This window comes from Sphingobacterium sp. UBA7249 (assembly GCF_002472835.1).
GTDB classification, from domain to species: Bacteria; Bacteroidota; Bacteroidia; order Sphingobacteriales; family Sphingobacteriaceae; genus Sphingobacterium; species Sphingobacterium prati.
Map to the genome: position 1 here is coordinate 34,496 of NZ_DKST01000015.1, position 22,720 is coordinate 57,215.

A 22,720-nucleotide genomic window follows, 5' to 3' on the forward strand; every position below is an offset into this window, starting at 1 on the left:
TATGAAAGATCAGGTTGTATTGGTCGATTGTCCACGTGATGCCATTCAGGGACTGCATGATTTTATTGCAACGGATAAGAAAATTAAACATATCAATAGGTTGATTGAAAGTGGTCTGTTTGATGTGATTGATTTTGGCTCCTTTGTTTCTCCGAAGGCAGTTCCGCAGTTGGCTGACACCAAAGAAGTGCTGGCCGGTGTTATAAAAGATGATCGTATAAAGTTATTGGCAATAGTCGCCAACCTGAGGGGTGTTCAGGATGCTGTTCAGGAAGAAAAAATAGATTTGATAGGTTACCCATTTTCGATATCAGAAACCTTTCAGTTGCGGAACACGAATAGAGGTCTAGAAGAATCTTATCAGCAACTGAAGGAAATGAAGGCGTTGGCTGATGCCAATGGCAAGGTTCTGGTCGTCTACATCAGTATGGCGTTTGGCAATCCATATAACGATCCTTGGTCTGCGGTACTGGTTGAGGAATGGATTGATAAGCTCATGCAGCTAGGTATCACAGAATTCTCTTTGGCGGATACAACTTCTGAGGCGAATGCTGTACAGATCACCGATCTCTACGGTCTTGTTCGAACGCGATATCCGCAGTTAGCCATTGGTGCACATTTTCACGCAAAAAGGGAAGATAGTCTTGTAAAGGTTCGTGCTGCCTATGATGCCGGTTGCCGGAAGTTTGAAGGCGCCCTATTAGGGTACGGTGGCTGCCCTTTTGCCAAGGACGACCTGGTTGGAAATATTCCTTCTGAAATTTTACTGGATCTTTTCGGTCGAGGTAGCCTGACCGAAAGAGCACGCTTAGAAGACAGTTTCAGACAAATGATCTTGTAGATAAATCATGGAAAAATTAAATTTCATAAAGGTACGTCGCGAACAGCATGTATTTATATTGATCCTTGCCCGATCAGAGAAAAGGAATGCCTTTAGTCCAACAATGGTCAGTGAGATTGCCTACGCCCTGGAAATCGCTAACAGTGATCCAGAGGTTCGTTTGATACAGATCGAAGCTGAGGGACCGGTATTTTGCGCAGGGATGGACTTAAAGGCTTTCGAAGACCCGACGGTTGATGTCGGAAATCCCGGTATTCCAAAAGTAGAAAAGTCGTTGGCCGAGTTGTTTGCACAGCTAAATAAGCCATCTATTTGTGTTGTTCGGGGTGATGTTATTGCGGGCGGATTTTTGATTGCACTTTCCTGTACGTATTTGTTTGCTACGCCAGATGTGCGGTTTGCACTGCCCGAGGTGAAGATTGGGCTTTTTCCATTTCAGGTGCTGGCTTTGCTGCTGGAATACATGCCCGAAAGGAGAGCAATGGATCTTTGTATCCGTGGGGGATCTTTCTCCGCCGTGGAAGCCCTGGAAAAGCAGTTGCTGTATGCCGTTTTGGAGCCGGGGGAAGCTGAATTGGAAGCATTGAGAGACGCTATTATAGCGAATGCACCTTTGGCTATTTCTAGGGGTTTTGAGGCGCTTCGTCAATTGAAAAAAAATCCACAGGCAGATAACTATGCTTTTCTGCTGGATGAGCTCGCTAAGCTTCGCAAAACGGCCGATTTCCAAGAAGGGATGGCGGCAATGCGCGATAAACGAAAAGGGCATTGGAAGAATAGCTAATCAAAACGAACGGAAGCTTGGTCTGCTGGTCAACGGGGAAAATTCCCAGGGAATAGAACTCAGGGCAATCAGTAAAGCAAGGCCAAACCAGATTAAAAGTATTTTAAAACGTCGATCATCCGTATCGGCGTTTTTGCTTTTTAGACTACCGATGAGTAGAAATATGCCAGCGAGAATCATCATGCTGCTATGCTCCATTCCAAAAAAACGAATCTGTCGTAAGTGTATGGCTGTGTTAAAATGAGTCAGGAAATACTGTGTGATCGGACTTAATATGTAGAGTATGATACCCAATAATGCCTGTGTATAAAACGTGAAAATAACTGCATTTTTCAGGAAATTATCAGTAGGGGTGAAGCGACGTCTGTTCTTTTTTTGATAAGCAAAACGTAGTAAACTGCTTATAAAAATAATCAAAACAATCCATCGCCAGATGGAATGCAGTGCCAAAATGAAAGGGTAAATCGAAGTCATCACATGACAAAGATGCGTATAAAATGGAAAAAAAATCACATCAATAGTACCAATTTGATCGGGATAAATAGACCGATCTGAGGAATAAACCGGATGTCAGGTGTTAACATTGATCGAAGAAATAGGGGAGTATGCTTGTTAAATATAGGGTGATTTTTATGTTTATATAATCTTTTTATTATTTTGATTTTTAGTTTGTTAAATATTATAATAGCTTCTTATTAACTTAAGGTTAATGCTGTTTTTGAGCTGATAAATGCGTTTTTTGTATTTGAAAATTGAACTGTTCGACTAAAAATTTCCGTTGAATATCTCCAATTGGAATCAAGGAGACGAGGTTGAGGTGTTTGCGGCTGTTTTATGTGGTTTTTAAGCGATCTAAGCTGTCTTGATAACATAACCGAGTCCTTTGTTAGGAAAAATACGAACGCTTTCTACGGGGCTAATATGAACGTTTTTCGATTGAGTATACTTTAGCTTGGAAGCCGAATCAAGTGTCTTTATCTTTGTTTTTTTCATTATGAATTTCGTAATATTTATATTTAATTTGTTTATCTTCATGTGTTTAAATTTATTTATATAAAGTATTTGTTTTCTTTTTTCTTCGTGAATTTGGGTTTTATAGGAAGTACGCCATCGATCCCCTTAAACTTTGAAAGCGTTATTTTTTTTTAATAATTTTTGGAAACTTGGGAAATTAGTGTCTATATTAGTGTATTAATTAAATAATACAGTAGTATGATTACTATCCAAAATCTAAATTTCAGTTATAGTAAATCCAGACCGCTCTTTCTCCATATGGATCTCACATTGAAGCAGGGTCATATTTACGGATTACTTGGAAAGAATGGGGCGGGCAAATCTACTTTGCTTAAGAACATGGCCGGATTGGTATTTCCCGTTTCGGGGCATGTTGAGGTGCTGGGACATAACCCAAATCGACGGGAACCTTCGCTGTTGCGGGAGATCAGTTTTATTCCTGAGGAGTTCTATTTGCCCGCGGTAAAGTCGGAACAATTTTTAAAAGCCAATGTTGGTTTTTATCCAAATTTTGATCGGGAATATTTTTATCGCCTGATCAATGAGTTTGAAATTCCGGTAGAACAAAAATTGGCGGAGATGAGCTATGGCCAGAAGAAGAAATACATTATTTCCTTCGGTTTGGCTTCCAATACGAAAATCATTATCATGGACGAACCTACAAATGGTCTGGACATTCCTTCTAAGGCACAATTTCGTAAAATTATGGCTTCGGCTATCACAGACGACCGTTGTGTAATTATCTCGACCCATCAGGTGCGGGATCTAGATAATTTGATTGATGCGGTCATTTTGCTTGATGAGCATAAGGTTGCGTTGAATGCACCTATTAACCTGATTACCGATAAGCTCTGTTTCAAAAAGATGAAAGAGCTGTCTTTTGATGCGCTCCATGCTGAAGAAGCGCTTGGAGGTTTCAATGCGATTCTTCCAAATACATTGGGGGAGGATTCCAAACTAGATCTGGAGTTGCTGTTCAATGCCGTATTGTTGCAGAAGGAAAAAATTACAAATCTTATTAAAGTCGATGAATATGTCAAACCTATTTAATACAACTCGTTTTTTTGCGCTGGTCCGCAGGCAATGGATCGGTTTTGGACGAATTTATCTGATGTCAATAGGGGTGATAGCAGGTATTATATTTTGTTTTTATGCGTTCAATATCGGTGCAAATTATAATGACATAAAAAATGAATCTATCCAAATTTATTCGGTGTTGAACTTTAGATCACCGTTGTTTTGTGTTTTAGGGATGTTTTTTGTGACCGTAATCTCGAGTAGCTATTTTGCGGATCTCGGAAGTAAGACAAAAGCAATTTTTGAATTGATGATACCGGCCTCCCGGCTGGAAAAATTTCTGGTGGGGATTTTCTATACGGTGGTCGTTAGCATCAGTTCTTACTTATTGATCTATTACCTGATCGATTTGGCCTTTGTCTCTTATTTACGTGGCTTTGGCCCAGCCATAAGAACTGAGGTAAATTCGCTTGGTGAGCAGGTTACCGTGGATTTTTGGCCATATTATTTTAGTGTGGATTATCCAAGAGGAGTTTTTTATTTATGTTTTTTACCATTCTTATTGAATGGGGTATTTTTACTGGGCGGTATTGTCTTTAAGAATTATCAATATATCAAAACAGCCATTTCACTTGTTCTTTACTGCGTGATCTGGATATGCTTTTTTGTGTACCTGATGAAAACGCAAACGGAGAACACCGTGCAGCGTATGGATGATAATTATTGGTCAGATGTCTATCACATTTTTGGTTTAATCACCGTTGCAGGAATAGTGCTCACGGTGATATTCTGGGGGCTTGCCTTTTTAAGGCTAAAAGAGAAGGAGATTTAATATGGAATTTAATGCCAACAAAGCGATTTATCTACAAATTGCGGAATATGTATGTGATCATATTTTAATGGAGACCTGGAAAACGAACGACAAGGTGCCATCCGTACGGGAATTGGCGGTTCAGCTGGAGGTTAACCCAAATACCGTTATGCGGACATACGATCTACTGCAGCAGAAGGAGATTATTGCAAATAAACGCGGGATCGGTTTCTTCCTGACCGAAGATTCTGTCAAAAAGGTTAAATCCTACCGGAAGACCATTTTTTTGGAAGAGGATCTTCCGCCTTTCTTTCGGAATATCTATTTATTGGAAATTGGTCTAAGTGAATTGGAGCGACGTTACAGACAGTTTGTTGAACAGAATTTTAATCAAAATGAATCATGAAATTAAGTACTAAATTATTGATAGGGCTCGCAGTAATCCTTTTTGTGATTCCAACATTGGTAGCCTCTTATATCGTTCAAACCAATCGGGTAGATGCAAATCTTTATCATGCGGAGATGGGTAAAGAAGTGTCAAGTGCAGACACAAAGGATGTTTATTTTCGATCCTTCCCGGTCGGGAAATTTGATAAGCTTCAGTTACTCGGAGCGGATGCGAAGGGGATAAATCTGTACCTGGTAAAAAGCGATAAGTTTCTGGTAAAGATCAATAAGAACCAGGCTGATTTTGTAAAGGCAAAGGTGGATGGAGATGGTTTCCTTATCCTGGATTTTTTGGAAGGCGGTGATAGGTACTACAAATCAGTTTATGTTTTTGCGCCGGACCTGGACATATTAAAATTGAAAAATGCTAGTGTGAATGAATTTTCGGCGAAGCTGGATGAAATTACCATTGTCGGTGATAGCATTGAAAGTTTTTCATTAAGTGGAGAGACCGCTATAAATACACTTAATTTGATTTTGACAAATTCGCATATAGACGATTTTGGGTACCGTGATGACAAAAATACGGCGCCTGTTAATCATTTATTCGTTGATGCAACGAATACGATGCTGGGATTGCCGCGTGTTGATTACAAGACAGCTCATATTCTTGCAAAGAATTCGGAAATCTATTTCAATAAAAAGGGGGATAAATCCAAAGTTGATGTGTTGGATATCACAACGGAAGGGGTATCTTCTGTTCGGCTGGATAGCTTGCAGTGGAACACATTGCGAGGAAATCTATCAAACGACACGAAAATAGATTTGCCCGTGCATGCGCTACGGGGTTTGATCAAATAGCAAGATTTTCTAATTTTATTGTAGGTATCTGATAAAAAAGGTCAACATTCCCTCAGTTGGAATGTTGACCTTTTCTATTAACGATTATGGGGTGATGCTTGCTGCAGCTTGTTGGTCACTTTTGACACCGGGAGGCAGTTTGATGAGTTTGAAATTACGGAAGTGAATCTCTGATCCCTCAGATTCAAGGCAGAGGTAGCCTTTTTTTACGGTTGAATTTCGTAGGCCATTGACGAACTTTCCATTGACCGCTAATTTAATGGTGCCATCAATACATACGATGGTGTATTTGTTCCATTCGCCTTTGCCCTTAGCCCTGTTTTCAATGGACTTGCTGCGTGTGCCTCTGGGGTTGTCCGGAACTGTTGTGACACCCCCTACGCCAAAAAGCTCGCCGTGTACATAGGCGATCGGTGCCTGTTTTCCATCCATAAGGTTTTGATTTACCCAGTCTAATTCGAGCATTTGTACTTCGACGCCTCCGGGAAGTCTACCTGATGGGTCGGGCTTGGCGTCAGACCAGACGAAAATTCCTGAATTACCGCCCGCATACTGATGGTTCCATTCAACCTGAATCATAAAGTTTTCGTACTGCTTTGCGGAGCGTACAACACCTATTGGTTTTCCTTTACAAATAAGGAGATCTTTCTTGATAAGCCAAGTGTCCGGATCCGTATTGACATTGATCCAATGTATTGTTTTTGAATTTTTCTCATTTGATATCAAATCTTCCCATTGGATTTCCTGACCAAAATCGAATAAGGTTTTGGTTTGTGCTAGAAGGTTACTATTGTTAAGCAATAACATGCTGAAAATAGTATAAATGAGTTTTTTCATCAGGTTTTACTCCTTAACTAAATTTTGTTTTTCCTGGTATGGCAATTGGTGGACCATCAATGTTGAGTTCCCAACTATAGGAAGCTAATTCAGGACCAAGGTTTTCTTTTGAATTCATTACTTGGTCAAATGTCAAATTTTGTCCCGTATAACCCGTCATGCGTGCCCAGATAGCGAGAAGTGTACTATTGGTCATCCATTCTCCATCATTGATCGGTTTGTTATTTCTGATGGCAGCAAACAGTTCATCATGTTGTGTTTGGTACATATTGTTTTTTGCGCCGGTATAATTCCAGTCTGTTTTTCCTGATATGGTATGCTTTCCGCCTATGACGACTTCAGCGAGCCCCTCGGTTCCTAACATGCTCACTGAGTTTCTTGGAGTGGTTCCCGCCTGCTGTCGACAGAAGTGCGTTCCGATCGCTCCATTTGCATATTTAAATTCGATTGCAAAATGGTCATATATATTTCCATACTTCGAGTCTACACGGACTTGTCTGCCTCCTGTGCCCATTGCAGAAATAGGCATGACATCACCCATGGCCCAGGACATCATGTCCAGACTATGGACTGCCTGCTCGACGATAAAATCGCCTGAAAGCCAGTTGTAATAGAACCAGTTTCTCATTTGCTGCGTCATTTTATTCCATTCTGGGCGAGGTTCGATATAAGTTGCCTCGCCGCCATACCGAAATGTGCTGACTGATTTTACTTGGCCTATTGCTCCTTCTAATACCTTGGTAAACGTGGCTCGGTTAGGGAGGTCATAACGAAAGCAAAAACCAGAGACAAGCGATAAATTTAATTCCTTTGCTTTTTTTACCGATTCCAGGACGCTGTGTAATCCGGGGATATCGACAGCCATTGGTTTTTCACAGAAGATATGTTTTTTTGCCTGAACAGCAGCTTTTAAATGGAGCGGCCTAAATGCTGGAGGTGTGGTGAGCAACACGACATCTACATCGCTGTTGATAACTTTTTCAAATGCGTCGAATCCCAAAAATTTGCTTCCATTGTCGATTTTCACTTGTGTTGGACGGACCTCCATCAAAGCGGCATAAGATTCATCCATACGATCCTGAAAAATATCTGCCATTGCAGTAATTTGAGCGTTTGGGTCAGCCTGTAGTGCCTGGATCGCTGCGCCGGTTCCCCTGCCGCCGCAACCTATTAATCCTACTTTGATCACCTGTTCTTTCGACCGATCTGTAAAGGATAATAGGGAGGAAGTTGGTAGTGAACTTCCGAGCGCAATGATACTGGATTTTTTCAGGAAAGACCTTCTTGAATCGTTTCCTGGATAATTATCGGAATGAAGTGGCATATTCGTATTCTATGTTTATAAATGATTGTAATAAGGTTAAATAATTGTCACAAAACCGTTTGAATGAAGTCTATCAAGAGCCTGGCTTAATCAAGAAATACTGAAGTCGATTTTCGATGTTCTATTTGGCAATCTAGAAAATAAGTCTCAAATTCAAAATAATTTTTCTTGTTTCTTTTTTTTAGCATTTCAAGTAGGAGTTCTACGGATTTATCTGCCATGAGACGTGTAGGCTGAGTAATAGTTGTCAAAGATGGGTTCAGGCTATTCGCAAAGGGTGTGTTGCTGAATCCGATTAAATTCATATTTTCTGGAATCTTTATTTTTAACTTATTTAAAATATGTAAGATCTTTAAAGATAAGGTGTCAGTGGTCGATAAAAGTGCATCTGGGTGCGGAGAATTGCTTAATAGAGCACTTATTTTCCGTTCGAGTTCTTCATCGATATCATCTTTTGGGCTTGAATAAGATATTTCAACAATATTTTCTTCCTTATACGGGATTGAGTAATTAAAAAGAGCATCTTTGTAGCCTTTAATTCTGCTGGCATTTCCTCCAATATCCTTGCAAAGTAGTAGAATGATGTTTTTACGGCCGTTTTTTATCATATCCTCTGTCGCTTGATAAATCACTTTGTTGTTTTGTATTCCAATTTTAAAGGTATTAAGTTTATGGTTTATTCGATCAAAGATGATGATTGGACATATTTGATCCATAATATACATCAAAAGGGATAAACTAGAGTCATTTTTTACTGGTGAAATGATTATGCCGTCAATATTACTTTGTACACAGAGTTCTAGCGCTTCTTTTTCTTTTTTTTCATCATTGAACGTCTGCAACAAGATTAATTGATAATTTGTTTGAGACAGAATATGTGAGATTTCTTCATAGAAATCAAAGAAGAATGAACTAGAGATAAAGGGAACGATAATGGCGAGTGTGTTTGAACGCCCTGTTTTTAGGCTTTTGGCAGAAAAGTTTGGTATATAGTTGATTTTTTGTGTGTAAGCTCGAATCATTTTTTTTGTTTCCGCACTGATTTCATGACTATCGTTAAGCGCCTTGGAAATTGTTCCCGGTGAAAGGTTTAATTGTTTTCCGATCTCTTTTAAGGTGACTCTTTTCATGTTCTCTTTCCTCTCCATTTCTTATAACCATACATGTTTTATTCATTCACGACGGAATGAAGTAAATTTATTTTTACGAATGCTGCTTACCAGGTCTAATTGTATTTAGCTGATGAATTATTAAATTATAAAGATAAGATAAAAAAAAGGTTTTCAAATGGAGATTGCAAAATCCAATGGTAGTTCCGGCTAAAAGCTTTATTTTAGGTAGTTGATATAGCAGAAGAGAGTAGGGTAAAGCATAAACAAAAAAAGCTAATCTTGCGATTAGCTTTTATTTGTGATCCCGCTGGGATTCGAACCCAGGACCCATACATTAAAAGTGTATTGCTCTACCAGCTGAGCTACGGAATCCTTTCCGATTTTGAAAGTGATGCAAAGGTAGAATTTCTTTCAATATGCTCCAAATAATTGATTCTAAAATTTGCTAAATCAAGGTTAACTGTCTAATAAATAAAAAGATTATTTTTTGTTAACCACTCTTCTTTGCGCGAATTATCCGGTTGGCGCCATTGATATCCTTAATGAGCTCGACATGCTGAAAGCCTTTTTTTTCGATAAGATCCTTTGTTTCGGGCCCTAGATATTGATTAATTTCAAAATAGAGAGCTCCGTTCGGAACTAAATGTTTTAATGCAAATGACGAAATAACATCATAAAAGATCAAAGGTGCACTATCCTCAATGAATAATGCGATCTCGGGTTCATAAGTCAGCACATTTTGCTGCATGTGCTGTTTTTCATGTGGTGTGATATACGGAGGATTGGAAACGATAATATCGTATTGTTGGTCTGAAAAAATATATTCCCATTCCAAAATATCCGCATTGATGAAATGAACAAGTTGCCCTAGTCGCTGTGCATTTTTTTTCGCAGTATTGATAGCATCCTTAGAAATATCTACCGTAGTCACCTGTGCCTGATTAAGGTGTTTTGACAGAATAATAGGGATGCAGCCAGAACCAGTTCCAATATCAATCACCTTTAGATTAGGCGGGTTAGCATGTGTTTTTATAATTAAGTCAACAAGTTCCTCTGTCTCTGGTCTCGGTATCAGAACCGATTCGTTGACTTCGAAAAATTCCCCATAAAAATCTGCCTTATTTAAAATATACTGAATGGGTCTGTTTTTTTTTAGATCCCGAAGAATTTCTTGCAAGCGAACAGTATCTATTTCCGATACTATATTGCCTTTTTTTAATTGATATGTTATTCTTTTTATACCGAATAACTCTTCAACAACAAGTAGAAATATGGATTTTATTTCATTGCTGTCGTAGACTGCTTTTAATTCATGTTGAAATGATAATTCGAAATCTTGAAGTATTCTCATCCACCAAAGGTACGATTTTCATAGATTTGCGTTATGAATATGCACAGACAATATATGCAACGTTGTTTGGATCTCGCTCTGTTAGGCGCAGGATCTGTAAGCCCAAACCCCATGGTGGGTGCAGTTATCGTTCTTGATGACCAAATTATTGGCGAGGGATATACTTCTCCATACGGAGGTCCCCATGCTGAAGTTAATGCTATAAATTCGGTGTTGGATAGGTACGGTAAGGGGGCACAGGATTTATTGGCTGCAAGTACATTTTATGTAAGTCTTGAACCTTGCGCACATTATGGTAAAACACCTCCTTGTGCAAATTTGATCGCCGGTTTAAAACCGAAAAAAGTTTTTATAGCTTGCTTGGATCCTTATGCTAAAGTTAATGGTAAAGGCGTTGAAATACTAAGGGCCGCCGGTATTGAAGTTGAAATTGGACTCTTGGAAAAAGAAGCTATCTGGCTCAACCGTCGTTTTTTTACGCGAATTAGTCAACATCGCCCGTATGTTATTTTAAAATGGGCGCAATCTAAAGATGGATTTATAGGTCAAGAGGATAAGCAAGTGTGGATTAGTAATGCTGCTAGCCAGCAACTGACTCATCGTTGGCGAGCAGAGGAGGATGCCATTTTAGTAGGTACGAATACCGCGCGAATTGATAACCCTAATTTGACAGTACGACATTGGAAAGGTAAAAATCCAACCCGTGTGTTGATAGACCGAGATTTAGTCATCTCTCCGGAGGCAAAAATTTTTGATGAAACTGCTGAAACGATCGTTTTTAACGCAAAAATAACAGATTGGCAAGGGCATATTAAATATATTGAACTTGAAAATTATGGCCTGTATTTACCGCAAAGTATCCTTTATCAATTGTACCTGATGGATGTACAGTCCATTATCATTGAAGGGGGAGCAAAGACTTTACAAACATTTATTGATGCTGGTCTTTGGGATGAAGCACGCGTGTTTCAATCGGAGAAGGAATTGCATAGCGGTGTTTCCGCTCCAAAGTTGAATGGACGCATTTTGGAAAAACGGATGATTTCCAGTGATTTGCTGATGGTTTATGTGAAATAGTTCAGATAAAATTGTATATTTAGGAAATTATAAATCATAGCCGGTTAGCTTAATTTCTTAGTATACAATTATGGTGATGACAGAAAACTTAATGCAGTTTATCTGGAAACTACGGCTATTCAATACCAAAGGACTACAATCGAGCGATGGGGAGCCGTTGATCGTGATAAACGTTGGTCAGCATAACAGGGATGCAGGACCAGATTTTTTGATATCTCGTATAATACTCGGGGACAAAGAATGGTATGGGAATATCGAACTCCATCTTCGTTCGTCCGACTGGGATAGACATCGACATCAGGAAGATACTGCTTATAACAATGTCATACTACATATTGTCTGGATAAATGATAAGATCATACACAGGAGTGATGGAAGTGTTATTCCAACCCTAGTACTTTCAGCATTTGTAAATCAGCATTTACTCAATAAGTATTCAATGATGATGAACACGACAAACTGGATTCCTTGTCAGGCCCAGCTAAGTTCAATTGATTCATTAAAAAAAACAATGTGGTTGGATATATTATCTTATGAACGGTTGGAAATGAAAGTTCAGACCATCTTTAAATTGCTGGATGATAATGAAAACGATTGGGAAAAGGTATTCTGGATCTGGATGTGTAGGTGCATGGGATTGAAGGTGAACGCAGAGACATTTCATGAACTCGGAGAAAAACTACCACTATCTTTATTGCAGAAATATCGTTCAGAACCGTTGAAGGTTGAAGCTATTTTTTTTGGAATTGCTGGTTTCTTAACCTGTGACAAGCAGGATGATTATACGAAATTGTTGTATAATGAGTTTAATTACCAGCAACGTGTTCATGGAATTGCAGTGGTGAATGGTGAATGGAAAAAACTGAGATTGAGGCCATATAGTTTTCCTGAACTCCGCATTGCACAGTTGACAGCCCTATTTAAGGAGAAGTCCCTAAGTCTTTCAAAGATTTTGGATCTGGAAAATCTAGCAGATGCACATTCATTGTTTCGTCTTGATCAACTAAATGATTATTGGAAATCTCGTTTTTCAATAGGAGGAAAGGCTACTATTGAGCATTCTGGAAAAATTGGAAAAGATACCATTGATATTCTCATTGTTAATGTTGTGGTGCTATTTCTCTTTGCTTATGGAAAATATTATGGGATAGTGAAATATATAGACAAAGCCGTTCATTTTTTGGAAATGCTTCCTGTTGAGAAAAATGCAATCATTAAAAAGTTTGGTGAATTGGATTGGCATGCTCAAAACGCCTCTCAAAGCCAAGCAATATTACAATTGAAGAAAATGTATTGCGACAAGAGACAATGTCTGCATTGTCGGATTGGAGCCGAAATTTTGCGAGGTGATTAGTTTGCTAGTATTTCGGCAATTTCTTTATATCCTTTCTCCATAGCCAAGTCTGCCGGACTTAATCCGGCGAGGTTGAAAATTTTTGTGTCGGCGCCAAATTCAAGTAGGGCCACAATAAAGTCAATATTTCCATGTTGGGCAGCAAAATGCAATGCGGTTTCACCGGTTGCCTGAATAGCATTTACATCGGCATCGGCTTCAATGAGCATTTTGCCGATTTCTTCATTATTATTTGAGGCAGCGATATGTAGTGGGTAGCAGAGTTGTTCGTTTCTACTGGCAATATTGGGATTTACTTTTTTGGATAACAAAAGACGCACAATGTCCGCTTTGTTAAAATACGTTGCTAACAACAAAGGTGTAAAACCGTGTGAAGACCATTCGTTGACAACCGATGGAGCTTGCTGAATAATTGCCTCCACATATGAGGTTAATCCTGCTGCACATGCCTCATGGATGGTCATCGTTTTGCTGTGTTGAAGGAGTATTCGGATAATTTGAGGTTTGTTATAATAACATGCCAATAATAACGGAGAAATCCCATGACTGGTTGTCTCTTGTAATAATTCAGGGTTTCCAATCAATAGGAGGTCGATGTCGTGACTTTTGCCTTCTTCAATATATTGTTCTAAAACAGAAAGGTTCATTTTCAAACGTAATTGCGTAACACTCCCACTAAAATAGGTTTTATTAATGAAAATAACGGTTTGAATAGCGAATTTATTTGCTAAATCAGATTGACATAACATCCTGAAAAATGTCTTGGGGTATAATATTGGACAATATTTTGGATGTGAACCGGGCTGAAAAAGGCATTTTTGGAAAATTTATATACACAAATGTGTAGTAATTCATATAATATTTTTGAAAATTAAAAAGTAGATGTACTTTTGTTAAGCCCCTCCCAAGGGCATGTTTTTCATAGGTAGATGTAGGGTCGAGTGTTTCTCACTTCGACCCTTTTTTTATAGCTTTGTTTTATATTTAAAAGAAATGTCAAAGAGAAAAATTGTTGTTGCTATTACGGGGGCAAGCGGCTCTATATATGCCAAGTTGTTGTTAGAAAAATTGAATTCTCTAAAATCTCAGATTGCAGAAGTCGGCATCGTAATGTCAAATAATGCCAAGGATGTATGGCGGGCGGAATTGGGCGATGAGAGCTATCAAGATGCACCTTTTCAATTCTACGATAAAAATGACTTTTTCGCTCCTTTTGCATCGGGTTCGGCGCGCTTTGACACGATGATTGTATGTCCTTGTTCTATGGGGACCTTATCAAGAATAGCCTATGGAACGTCTTCAGATCTTACTACCCGTGCAGCGGATGTTATGTTAAAGGAAAGACGAAAACTTATTTTAGTTACACGTGAGACACCATTAAGTATTATTCACATTCAGAATATGAAACTCGTTACCGAGGCAGGTGGAATCATTTGTCCTGCTTCTCCATCTTTCTATAGCTTGCCAAAAACTTTGGAGGAGTTGGCTGAGACTGTGGTTGATCGGATTTTGAGCTTAGCTGGATTTGATTTTAAACATTATCAATGGGGAGAAAATTCCTAATGAATGTTCACTAAAATCAATTTTTAGTGTTCTATAATAAAATTGTATTTTGTAACTTTGTTTCTCGAAATGAAGCAATCAAAAGCATCACGCGAAAAATCTGTTTATAGCTATACAATATATAGTGATAAATTCGTTTTTTGTTTGTTGCTAGAGAACACGCTACATGCTTCAATAGACGATTTGTATCCTATTAATTTCAATCACATTCATATATGAAAAGCTTATTGATTACTTCTGTTAAAGTAATTTTACCGGGTAACGAATATCATCAGCAGACTGTTGATGTATTTATCGAAAAAGGGAAGATTATACAGATTGGCAAAACCATCAAAGTAGCTGATAAAAACGTAGAGACCATCGATGGAACAGGTAAGATTTTATCGCCTGGATTTTTCGATTTACATGCCAATTTTGGGGAACCGGGTTTAGAGACCAAAGAAGATATCCGGACGGGAACGGCTGCTGCCGCTGCTGGTGGTTTCACGGCCGTGGCCGTAATGCCCAATACCGAACCTGCTATTCAAAGCCGGTCCGAAGTGGCACTCGTGGTCAATGCCGCAAAGGGAAATATTGTCGATATACATCCCATTGGCGCAATCAGTAAGAAGCGGGAAGGTAAGGAAATGGCTGAACTCTATGATATGAAACAGAATGGTGCTGTTGCTTTCAGTGATGGAAATAGGAGCGTGCAACAAGCTGGACTAATGAGTAGAGCTTTGTTGTATGCAAAAGGATTTGAAGGACTGATTTTTTCGCATGCCGAAGATGAATCCATGGCGGGTGGCAATAAAATGAATGAGGGTACGATGAGCACTTATTTAGGAATGAAAGGAATTCCTAATCTTGCAGAATCTTTGATGGTTTCCCGTGATCTATATCTCGCGGAATATACGGAAGCCCCGATCCATTTTGCGTCAATCAGTACGCCTGAAGCCGTAGATCTAATTAAAAAAGCGAAAGCTAAAGGCCTTCGGGTTACTTGTGACGTGGCAGCACATCAATTGGTATTTACAGATGAGGATATCATAGGTTTTGACAGTAACTATAAAGTGAGCCCGCCATTAAGAACCAAAGCCGATGCAAAAGCGCTGATAAAAGGCGTTAAGGATGGTGTAATAGATGCTGTGGTATCACAGCACACGCCACAGGAAATAGAATTTAAAAATGTGGAATTTCATATTGCAAAAAATGGTATTATAGGGTTACAAACAGTATTACCTTTACTAATTCGTGCTGGATTAAACGAAGAGCAAATTGTACACAGCCTAGCTGTTAGGCCAAGACAAATTCTTGGGATGGCTATCCCGCAAATTAAAGCAGGGGCTATGGCGAACCTTGTGTTGTTTGACCCTGCGAAATCCTGGACTTTCAATGAAAAGACAAACAAATCCAAATCAAAAAATTCCCCGTTATTCGGACAGACATTAAAGGGGGCTGTCGAATTGGTCATCAATAATAATCAAATCATTAAAAACGATTAAACCATGGAAGCAAACATAAAAGCTGCTGTTGAAGCAGGTATTTTAAATTATGGAAAAGTTGACGGGATTGAAACGGCCCCAGAATTTCTGACGAAAATCATTCAAGTATTCAATACTGAAGCTACCTATCTGGAGAAATTGGAACTTCTGGATCAGTCTTTTGACGATTATCCGTTGTTTGATGAACTTCGTGAAGTCTATGTTGACTTACTATTGATGAATTTCTTTTCTAACGACGTGCTCAAGCTTGAGGATGACTACCTAGATTCGGAAGAATGGGAAGCTATTGAAGATGAGACAATAGATCGTGGAACTGAATTATTGAATATTTTTCTATATTTAGGTGAATGTAAAGATGACGAGATAGAGCCGGAATTAGATGATTTTCTAAAAGAGTTTTTATTAGTCGATGAAGATGAATTTCAAGATGAACATGAAATCTACGAAGATATTATCGCTAATCAGATTTTAGTTGATAGCCCTTATGCTGAAATAGCCAAAGTGGCTAAAGGAGTCAACCCTAGAAGCGAAGTATATGAGCTTTTTTATCCAGTAATGAGTTTCTTCGGTGAATTGCAACCAAGCGATCAACAATTTGAGGACTACGTTGCGGCATCAAACAATAAAGCTTTTGATTTGGCGCTTTATAAAGTACTTAGCACTTATTATAATAATTAATTATGACGGATTCAATTAACCCCAGTAGTGCCGGATTCGATGCGGTATTTAATAAGAAAAAGAGTATTATCTATGGCATCGTTTTAGGTGTGATCTCTTTCATTCTCGGTTTGATCGTTTTATTCGTCGTTAAAGACCTGAATTCCTTCTGGGGAGTTATGTCTATGTCATTTGTTGTTAATACCGGTATATTTGTTATTATATCCGCGTTGTTTTCTTTTTCTCTTAGAAAGGCAAATGGAGGTTACTGGAGTTTTTCCATTGCACTTAAATCCATTTTTATGATGTTGGCTATTTCGACGATTATTTCAACGATCGGAACACAGGTTTATGTTAATTTTGTCAATCCTTCCTTGCAGGAGCAGGTGGTGAAACATACAATTAATGTGACCATTGAGTACATGGAAAAAAATAATGTGCCGGACGAAGTCATTGATTCGAAAATTGCCGAATTGGAAAAACAGGTTGACGCGATCGGAAAAATAACCTTGGGTCAGATCTTTAAGGGCTTGGCCATTACGTTGTTATTTCAATTCGTGTTTGCTTTGCTATTGTCTGCGCTCTCAAAAAGAGAAAAATTGACATTTAATCAAAGTACGACCTAGTTTTTTATAAAATAAAATATAGCGCACAAGGTATTGCTGAGAAAAGTAATACCTTTGTTTGTATTAATATAGTACACTTTTAGCATGATTAACATTCACATGGATATTTCTGTTGTTGTTCCATTATTTAATGAAGAAGAATCTTTACCCGAATTGACAGCCTGGATTGACCGTGTCATGGCAGCCAATCACTTTTCCTACGAAATTATTTTGGTAGATGATGGGAGTAAGGATAATTCCTGGAAAATCATTGAAGAATTGAAAGCGCAAAATGGCAATATTTCAGCCATTAAATTCAGACGTAACTATGGTAAATCTGCTGCTTTAAATGTCGGATTTGCAGCAGCTCAAGGAGATGTGGTCATTACTATGGATGCGGATTTGCAGGATAGCCCAGACGAGATTCCAGAGTTATACGACCGAATTATGAATAAAGGCGCTGATCTGGTCTCGGGCTGGAAACAAAAGCGTTATGATCCATTGACAAAGACGATTCCAACTAAATTATTTAATGGTGTAACGCGATCAATGTCGGGTATTCATAATCTGCATGATTTTAATTGCGGTCTCAAAGCATACAAAAAAGAAGTAATTAAAAATATAGAAGTATACGGTGAAATGCATCGTTATATTCCTGTTATCGCAAAATGGGCTGGATTTACGAATATTCAAGAACAAATTGTTCAACATTATCCACGTAAATACGGTACGACGAAATTTGGCCCTGGGCGCTTTGTTAAAGGATTTTTGGATCTCTTGTCTATATTTTTTGTTGGAAAATTCGCTAAACGTCCAATGCATTTTTTCGGTGTAATGGGGGTTGTAAGCTTCCTAGCAGGTTTATTTATCTCAATTTATATGATTTGCCACAAACTAATGAGTATAGCTAGCGGTACGCCATTTAGGGATATAACTGATCAGCCACTATTTTTCTTTGCACTGACTGCAATTATTTTGGGGACTCAATTGTTTTTGACAGGTTTTTTGGCTGAGCTGGTTTCAAGAAGTAGTTCGGATCGGAATGATTATCAAATTGAAAAAGTTATTTAATTCACCATGCGTATCGTGATCCTAGGGTCTGCATACCCTTTAAGAGGAGGAGGGATTGCTTCTTTCAACGAACGATTAGCATCCCACTTTCAAACGTTGGGGCATGAGGTGGATATTTATTCTTTTTCTTTACAGTATCCCAATTTTTTGTTTCCTGGCAAATCCCAATACTCGGATGAATCTCCCCCGGTAGGTCTGAATATCAAGACTAAAGTTAATTCAATCAACCCCTTGAATTGGTTTAGCATCGGAAGGGAACTCAGAAAAGCAAAATACGATCTACTCATCGTTCGTTTTTGGATGCCTTTTTTTGGTCCTTGCCTAGGTACTATTCAACGCCAAGTACGAAAAAATAAACACACAAAAATTGTCTGCATAGCAGATAACATCATTCCGCACGAACAGCGGTTCGGCGACAAATTGCTAATCCGTTATTTTTTAAAATCTGTGGATGCCTGTGTCACTATGAGCAAAAGCGTATTGGCTGATTTAAAGATGTTGAGCCCACGTATGCCTGCTGTCTACACACCTCATCCTCTTTACGATAATTATGGACTCCATTTGAGTAAGGTTGAGTCGCGTAAGTTGCTCAATATCGATCGGCAAGATCGCGTTATTTTGTTTTTTGGGTTTATTCGACAATATAAGGGGTTGGATATGCTATTGGAAGCTTTAGCGGACATACAGGTTCAGAAATTAAATATCAAATTGCTATTAGCCGGAGAGTTTTACGGAGACCCAGCACCATATCTGGCGCTTATCAAAAAATACCATTTGGAAGATAGGATCTATATGCGTACTGATTTTATTCCCAATCATGAGGTTGGCTGGTATTTTTCAGCTGCTGACTGTGTTGTGTTGCCATACCGAACCGCCACACAAAGTGGCATTACACAAGTTGCTTATCACTTCGATTTACCGATGATTGTAAGTAATGTCGGTGGCTTACCCGAACTGGTACAGGACGGCAGCGTAGGTTATGTGGTAGAACCAAATGTGCAGAGTATAGTCAATGGTATAGTTTCCTTCTATCATCATGATAAGGAAGCACAATTCAGAACAAATATTATAGACGAAAAGAAAAAATTCAGTTGGGATACCTTTGGAAATGAGATTCTTAAGTTGGTTGATTGATACCTGGAAATAACAAAAATATCCCGTGCTATAGCGGTTTTTGAAATTGTATTTTAAACACCTGAAAAATGTGTGTAAGTGAATTTATTTGTATATAAAGGCAAATTTATCTAAGTTTGGAATACTGAGAAAAAAACTAAAAAGAAGGAGAGATTTTGTTGCCGTTTACACAGAGTAGTTTAACAAAGATAGAGGAGTTTTTTAAAGAGCAGGGCTTTAAAGTAAGGTATGAAAAAGGTTCATTCCGCACCGGGGCCTGCATGTTGCAGGCGACAAAGGTTGTTGTCGTGAATAAGTTTTCCAATCTGGAGATAAAAATTCAGTCCTTATGGAATATTTTATTGGAGGTGGAAATTGATTCGGAGGTTATTTCTGAAAAGCTTTTTCCGATTTATGAAGAGGTATTGAAATCAAAGACAATAGTTTGAGAATAACATTTTTAGGAACCGGAACATCACAAGGGGTGCCCGTTATTGCGTGCCAATGTCAAGTCTGTCAATCTCAAGACAAACATGATAAGCGACTACGTTCTTCTATTCTTATTGAATATAATGATCATACGCTTGTGGTCGATACCGGTCCTGATTTTCGCTATCAGATGTTGCGCGAAAGAGTAATGCATCTGGATGCCGTTTTGATGACACACGCGCACAAAGATCATATAGCTGGGCTGGATGATGTACGGGCGTTTAACTATCAGCAGCATTCTTCCATCGCTATTTATGGGACGGAAGCGCTTCATGAAGCCCTAAAACGTGAGTTTTACTACGCCTTTACTGAAATTAAATATCCCGGAGCCCCGCGATTGGACTTAGAAGAAATAAAAGCGGGGGAGCCACTATTTCTATTTGGAAAAGAGATTATGCCTATCGAAGTATTGCATTATAAAATGCCTGTGCTTGGATTTAGGATAGATGATTTTGCCTACATTACCGATGCGAAATTTATCTCCGAAGAATCTAGGAAGCTACTAAAAGGTGTAAAAATTCTAGTCGTCAATGCACTGCAAAAGGAATCTCATATTTCCCATTTAACCCTGCGGGAGGCGATAGCATTTGCAGAGGATATGAACGCTGATAAGACCTATTTTACACATATTGGGCATCGGATGGGTTTACATGCCGAGGTGTCGGAAGAACTTCCTGCCAACATGTATTTAGCTTATGATGGTTTACAAATAAATCTAGACGAATCCATTTAATATAAAACCATACATCATTTCTTGTTGTTATACCTATATAAAACAGAATAGGGTATTAAATTATAAAGAAATGGGAAACTTATTGTACATCATCGCCGTTATTTTAGTGATCATCTGGGCGATCAGCTTTTTTGGAGGTTATGCAAGTGGAAATATCATCCATATCCTTTTGGTGATTGCAATTATTGTTGTGCTATTGCGTGTAATCCGCGGTAATGCCTAAACAATTCATTTTTTAATCAGATTCAAATAAAACTGGGCAATTTGTAGGTCTTGTGGATAGGTGATTTTAATATTTTTAGCATCTCCTTCAACAATGTAGATACGATTGCCCATTTTTTCGACCACAGAGGCGTCATCTGTGAATAAAGGATCTTCTTTTTGACGGTACGCTTGTAACAGTAAGTCTGCGTGAAATACTTGGGGAGTCTGCACTAGCCAGATATGATTTCGATCGGTAGCACTATTTGAGGTGCTATTGCCGACCCGTACCGATTCGATGCTTTTTTGGGCCAATACGATTGCTTTATGGGTGTAGGCGCCTTGAAACGCCCTAGCAATTAAAGAGTCGGAAACAATAGGGCGAGCCCCATCATGAACAGCGATATAATCACTTGTTCTTAATTCAAAATTTTCCTGAATATATGCGAGGCCATTCTTTACACTCTCAAAGCGAGTAGAGCCCCCAAAAGCCAAATGAACCGCCGTGTTGTACTGCCTTTTTAAGCACAAATCCATCCAAAATTGCTCCATTTCTTTACTGATGATAAGGATAACCTCCGAAATAACTGATGATTGTTGAAAACAATCAATGGTATGCATAATCACAGGTACACCATTTATATCAAGAAATTGTTTTGGTAGGTCGCTGTTCATACGGCTCCCCGTTCCAGCGGCAACGATAATGACAAAATTCATAGACAGAGATTGCGTGTATTTATTTAAAAAACGTGGATAGTTTGCATGCTACCCACGTTTCAAGATATTTTTAATCTACGTTGTTTAGATAATCAACATCGCATCGCCATAACTGTAGAATCTATATTTTTCTTTTACAGCAACCTCATAGGCATTCATCACATTCTCATATCCCGCGAACGCTGCAATCATGACCAATAAAGTAGATTCCGGTGTATGGAAATTAGTAATCATTGAATTTGCAATACTGAAATCATAAGGAGGATAGATGAATTTACTAGTCCAATCTGATGCAGCCTTTAAATGATGATCTGCAGATACAGATGATTCAATTGCACGCATGGAAGTGGTACCGACAGCACATACACGACGTTTGTTATCGATTGCTCTGTTCACTACTTTTGCAGCTTCATCTGTGATGATAAATTGCTCTGAGTCCATTTTATGTTTCGTCAAATCTTCCACTTCGACAGTACGGAAGGTACCAAGTCCAACATGTAAAGTAACTTCAGCGAAATCTACACCTTTAAGTTCCAAACGCTTCATTAATTCACGGGAAAAGTGAAGACCAGCCGTAGGTGCTGCAACAGCGCCTTCATTTTTGGCATAAATAGTTTGGTAACGGAATTTGTCCTCTGGAGTTGCTTTACGTTTAATATATTTAGGTAGTGGTGTCTCCCCTAAAATTTCGATGTTGCGACGGAATTCTTCGTCAGTACCATCGAAAAGAAATCTGATCGTACGTCCACGTGAAGTTGTATTATCAACAACCTCAGCGACTAATAAGTCATCCTCACCAAAATATAATTTGTTGCCGACACGGATCTTGCGTGCAGGATCAACCAATACATCCCATAGACGAAGCTCATTGTTTAATTCACGTAACAAGAAAACTTCAATCGTAGCTCCAGTTTTTTCTTTATTACCGTATAGGCGTGCTGGAAAAACTTTTGTATTGTTTAATATCATGACGTCTTTGTCGTCAAAATAGTCCAATACATCTTTGAAAATTTTGTGTTCAATTTTACCAGTATCCTTATGTAGGACCATCAAACGTGATTCGTCACGATTTTCAGAAGGTTCAGAAGCAAGCAATGATTCTGGTAAGTTGAATTTAAATTGAGATAACTTCATCTTTAATGATATATATTTTAATGTCTGCCTTTCAGTGCATTACAGTGCACTAAATACTAGGGTGCAAAAAGCATACAAAGTTATAACTTTTTTGGGTATGAAAAGGCCTTATTTCTAATTTATGGATATATTTTTATTGATTTTGACATTAAATCAAAACTATATTGTATTTTAGAATGCAAT

25 protein-coding genes and 1 tRNA gene are annotated in these 22,720 nt (G+C 38.5%); 17 read left to right on the forward strand and 9 right to left on the reverse strand.

Going from position 1 to position 22,720, the window contains the following annotated elements:
* Window position 1 precedes the first annotated feature (1 nt).
* On the forward strand, window positions 2-841 hold the full coding sequence (locus B4A24_RS10805; RefSeq protein WP_293944847.1) for a hydroxymethylglutaryl-CoA lyase: 840 nt from the start codon (window positions 2-4) through the stop codon (window positions 839-841).
* 7 nt (window positions 842-848) lie between these two features.
* The gene (locus tag B4A24_RS10810) at window positions 849-1,625 is read left to right on the forward strand and encodes an enoyl-CoA hydratase/isomerase family protein (RefSeq protein WP_293944849.1); all 777 of its coding nucleotides are present in this window, start codon (window positions 849-851) and stop codon (window positions 1,623-1,625) included.
* On the opposite strand, the gene B4A24_RS10815 is transcribed toward B4A24_RS10810, so the two are convergent.
* Window positions 1,626-2,099 carry a hypothetical protein gene (locus tag B4A24_RS10815; RefSeq protein ID WP_293944850.1) on the reverse strand — a complete coding sequence of 158 codons (474 nt, stop codon included), beginning with the start codon at window positions 2,097-2,099 and terminating at the stop codon, window positions 1,626-1,628.
* Between the two features lie 738 nt (window positions 2,100-2,837).
* On the opposite strand from B4A24_RS10815, the gene B4A24_RS10820 reads away from it, so the two are divergent.
* Genes B4A24_RS10820 through B4A24_RS10835 form a run of 4 tightly spaced genes read left to right on the forward strand, consistent with a single transcriptional unit; the run spans window position 2,838 to window position 5,715 of the window.
* A complete protein-coding gene (locus B4A24_RS10820) occupies window positions 2,838-3,689 on the forward strand; it encodes an ATP-binding cassette domain-containing protein (protein WP_293944852.1) in 852 nt (283 codons plus the stop codon).
* The gene (locus B4A24_RS10825) at window positions 3,673-4,488 is read left to right on the forward strand and encodes a hypothetical protein (protein ID WP_293944854.1); all 816 of its coding nucleotides are present in this window, start codon (window positions 3,673-3,675) and stop codon (window positions 4,486-4,488) included. The genes B4A24_RS10820 and B4A24_RS10825 overlap by 17 nt, the downstream gene beginning before the upstream one ends.
* Before the next feature lies 1 nt (window position 4,489).
* Complete coding sequence (locus B4A24_RS10830; protein WP_293944856.1) at window positions 4,490-4,873, forward strand: GntR family transcriptional regulator; 384 nt, start codon at window positions 4,490-4,492, stop codon at window positions 4,871-4,873.
* Window positions 4,870-5,715: a hypothetical protein gene (locus B4A24_RS10835; RefSeq protein WP_293944857.1), complete on the forward strand. Its 846-nt coding sequence runs from the start codon at window positions 4,870-4,872 to the stop codon at window positions 5,713-5,715. The genes B4A24_RS10830 and B4A24_RS10835 overlap by 4 nt, the downstream gene beginning before the upstream one ends.
* Window positions 5,716-5,799: 84 nt before the next feature.
* Here the strand turns inward: B4A24_RS10835 and B4A24_RS10840 are convergent, their stop codons facing one another.
* From B4A24_RS10840 to prmC, 5 genes are all read right to left on the reverse strand, one after another.
* Entirely contained in the window at window positions 5,800-6,552 is a 753-nt protein-coding gene (locus B4A24_RS10840) for a 3-keto-disaccharide hydrolase (protein ID WP_293944859.1), read from the reverse strand.
* Window positions 6,553-6,565: 13 nt separating this feature from the next.
* Window positions 6,566-7,876, reverse strand: a complete 1,311-nt coding sequence (locus B4A24_RS10845) for a Gfo/Idh/MocA family protein (RefSeq protein ID WP_293944861.1) — start codon at window positions 7,874-7,876, stop codon at window positions 6,566-6,568.
* An 86-nt stretch (window positions 7,877-7,962) separates the two neighbouring features.
* Entirely contained in the window at window positions 7,963-9,024 is a 1,062-nt protein-coding gene (locus tag B4A24_RS10850; protein WP_293944863.1) for a LacI family DNA-binding transcriptional regulator, read from the reverse strand.
* Window positions 9,025-9,287: 263 nt separating this feature from the next.
* Window positions 9,288-9,360 (reverse strand) — tRNA-Lys (locus tag B4A24_RS10855).
* 118 nt (window positions 9,361-9,478) lie between these two features.
* The gene (prmC, locus tag B4A24_RS10860; RefSeq protein WP_293944866.1) at window positions 9,479-10,339 is read right to left on the reverse strand and encodes a peptide chain release factor N(5)-glutamine methyltransferase; all 861 of its coding nucleotides are present in this window, start codon (window positions 10,337-10,339) and stop codon (window positions 9,479-9,481) included.
* 33 nt (window positions 10,340-10,372) lie between these two features.
* Between prmC and ribD the strand changes: the two genes are divergently transcribed.
* Both ribD and B4A24_RS10870 read left to right on the forward strand, forming a co-directional pair.
* A complete protein-coding gene (gene ribD, locus B4A24_RS10865) occupies window positions 10,373-11,416 on the forward strand; it encodes a bifunctional diaminohydroxyphosphoribosylaminopyrimidine deaminase/5-amino-6-(5-phosphoribosylamino)uracil reductase RibD (protein WP_293944869.1) in 1,044 nt (347 codons plus the stop codon).
* Window positions 11,417-11,492: 76 nt separating this feature from the next.
* Window positions 11,493-12,770 carry a DUF2851 family protein gene (locus B4A24_RS10870; protein WP_293944871.1) on the forward strand — a complete coding sequence of 426 codons (1,278 nt, stop codon included), beginning with the start codon at window positions 11,493-11,495 and terminating at the stop codon, window positions 12,768-12,770.
* Here B4A24_RS10870 and B4A24_RS10875 read toward each other — a convergent pair.
* Window positions 12,767-13,417: an ankyrin repeat domain-containing protein gene (locus B4A24_RS10875; RefSeq protein ID WP_293944873.1), complete on the reverse strand. Its 651-nt coding sequence runs from the start codon at window positions 13,415-13,417 to the stop codon at window positions 12,767-12,769. The two genes, B4A24_RS10870 and B4A24_RS10875, sit on opposite strands and share 4 nt — an antisense overlap.
* A gap of 346 nt (window positions 13,418-13,763) precedes the next feature.
* Between B4A24_RS10875 and B4A24_RS10880 the strand changes: the two genes are divergently transcribed.
* From B4A24_RS10880 to B4A24_RS10920, 9 genes are all read left to right on the forward strand, one after another.
* On the forward strand, window positions 13,764-14,333 hold the full coding sequence (locus tag B4A24_RS10880; RefSeq protein WP_293944874.1) for a UbiX family flavin prenyltransferase: 570 nt from the start codon (window positions 13,764-13,766) through the stop codon (window positions 14,331-14,333).
* 215 nt (window positions 14,334-14,548) lie between these two features.
* The gene (locus B4A24_RS10885) at window positions 14,549-15,817 is read left to right on the forward strand and encodes a dihydroorotase (RefSeq protein ID WP_293944875.1); all 1,269 of its coding nucleotides are present in this window, start codon (window positions 14,549-14,551) and stop codon (window positions 15,815-15,817) included.
* A gap of 3 nt (window positions 15,818-15,820) precedes the next feature.
* Complete coding sequence (locus B4A24_RS10890) at window positions 15,821-16,495, forward strand: hypothetical protein (protein WP_293944877.1); 675 nt, start codon at window positions 15,821-15,823, stop codon at window positions 16,493-16,495.
* Between the two features lie 2 nt (window positions 16,496-16,497).
* On the forward strand, window positions 16,498-17,100 hold the full coding sequence (locus B4A24_RS10895) for a DUF4199 domain-containing protein (RefSeq protein ID WP_293944879.1): 603 nt from the start codon (window positions 16,498-16,500) through the stop codon (window positions 17,098-17,100).
* A 99-nt stretch (window positions 17,101-17,199) separates the two neighbouring features.
* On the forward strand, window positions 17,200-18,150 hold the full coding sequence (locus B4A24_RS10900; RefSeq protein ID WP_293945652.1) for a glycosyltransferase family 2 protein: 951 nt from the start codon (window positions 17,200-17,202) through the stop codon (window positions 18,148-18,150).
* Between the two features lie 6 nt (window positions 18,151-18,156).
* Window positions 18,157-19,284: a glycosyltransferase family 4 protein gene (locus tag B4A24_RS10905; protein ID WP_293944880.1), complete on the forward strand. Its 1,128-nt coding sequence runs from the start codon at window positions 18,157-18,159 to the stop codon at window positions 19,282-19,284.
* Between the two features lie 155 nt (window positions 19,285-19,439).
* The gene (locus B4A24_RS10910) at window positions 19,440-19,712 is read left to right on the forward strand and encodes a hypothetical protein (protein WP_104382585.1); all 273 of its coding nucleotides are present in this window, start codon (window positions 19,440-19,442) and stop codon (window positions 19,710-19,712) included.
* A complete protein-coding gene (locus B4A24_RS10915) occupies window positions 19,709-20,485 on the forward strand; it encodes an MBL fold metallo-hydrolase (RefSeq protein ID WP_293944883.1) in 777 nt (258 codons plus the stop codon). Before B4A24_RS10910 ends, B4A24_RS10915 begins: the two co-directional genes overlap by 4 nt.
* A gap of 70 nt (window positions 20,486-20,555) precedes the next feature.
* Window positions 20,556-20,708, forward strand: coding sequence for a lmo0937 family membrane protein (locus B4A24_RS10920; protein ID WP_293944884.1), 153 nt, complete (start codon window positions 20,556-20,558; stop codon window positions 20,706-20,708).
* A 5-nt stretch (window positions 20,709-20,713) separates the two neighbouring features.
* Here B4A24_RS10920 and B4A24_RS10925 read toward each other — a convergent pair whose 3' ends face one another.
* Together B4A24_RS10925 and queA are read right to left on the reverse strand one after the other, a co-directional pair.
* Window positions 20,714-21,403, reverse strand: a complete 690-nt coding sequence (locus B4A24_RS10925) for a 2-C-methyl-D-erythritol 4-phosphate cytidylyltransferase (protein ID WP_293944885.1) — start codon at window positions 21,401-21,403, stop codon at window positions 20,714-20,716.
* A gap of 84 nt (window positions 21,404-21,487) precedes the next feature.
* Complete coding sequence (gene queA, locus B4A24_RS10930) at window positions 21,488-22,537, reverse strand: tRNA preQ1(34) S-adenosylmethionine ribosyltransferase-isomerase QueA (protein ID WP_293944887.1); 1,050 nt, start codon at window positions 22,535-22,537, stop codon at window positions 21,488-21,490.
* Window positions 22,538-22,720 lie beyond the last annotated feature (183 nt).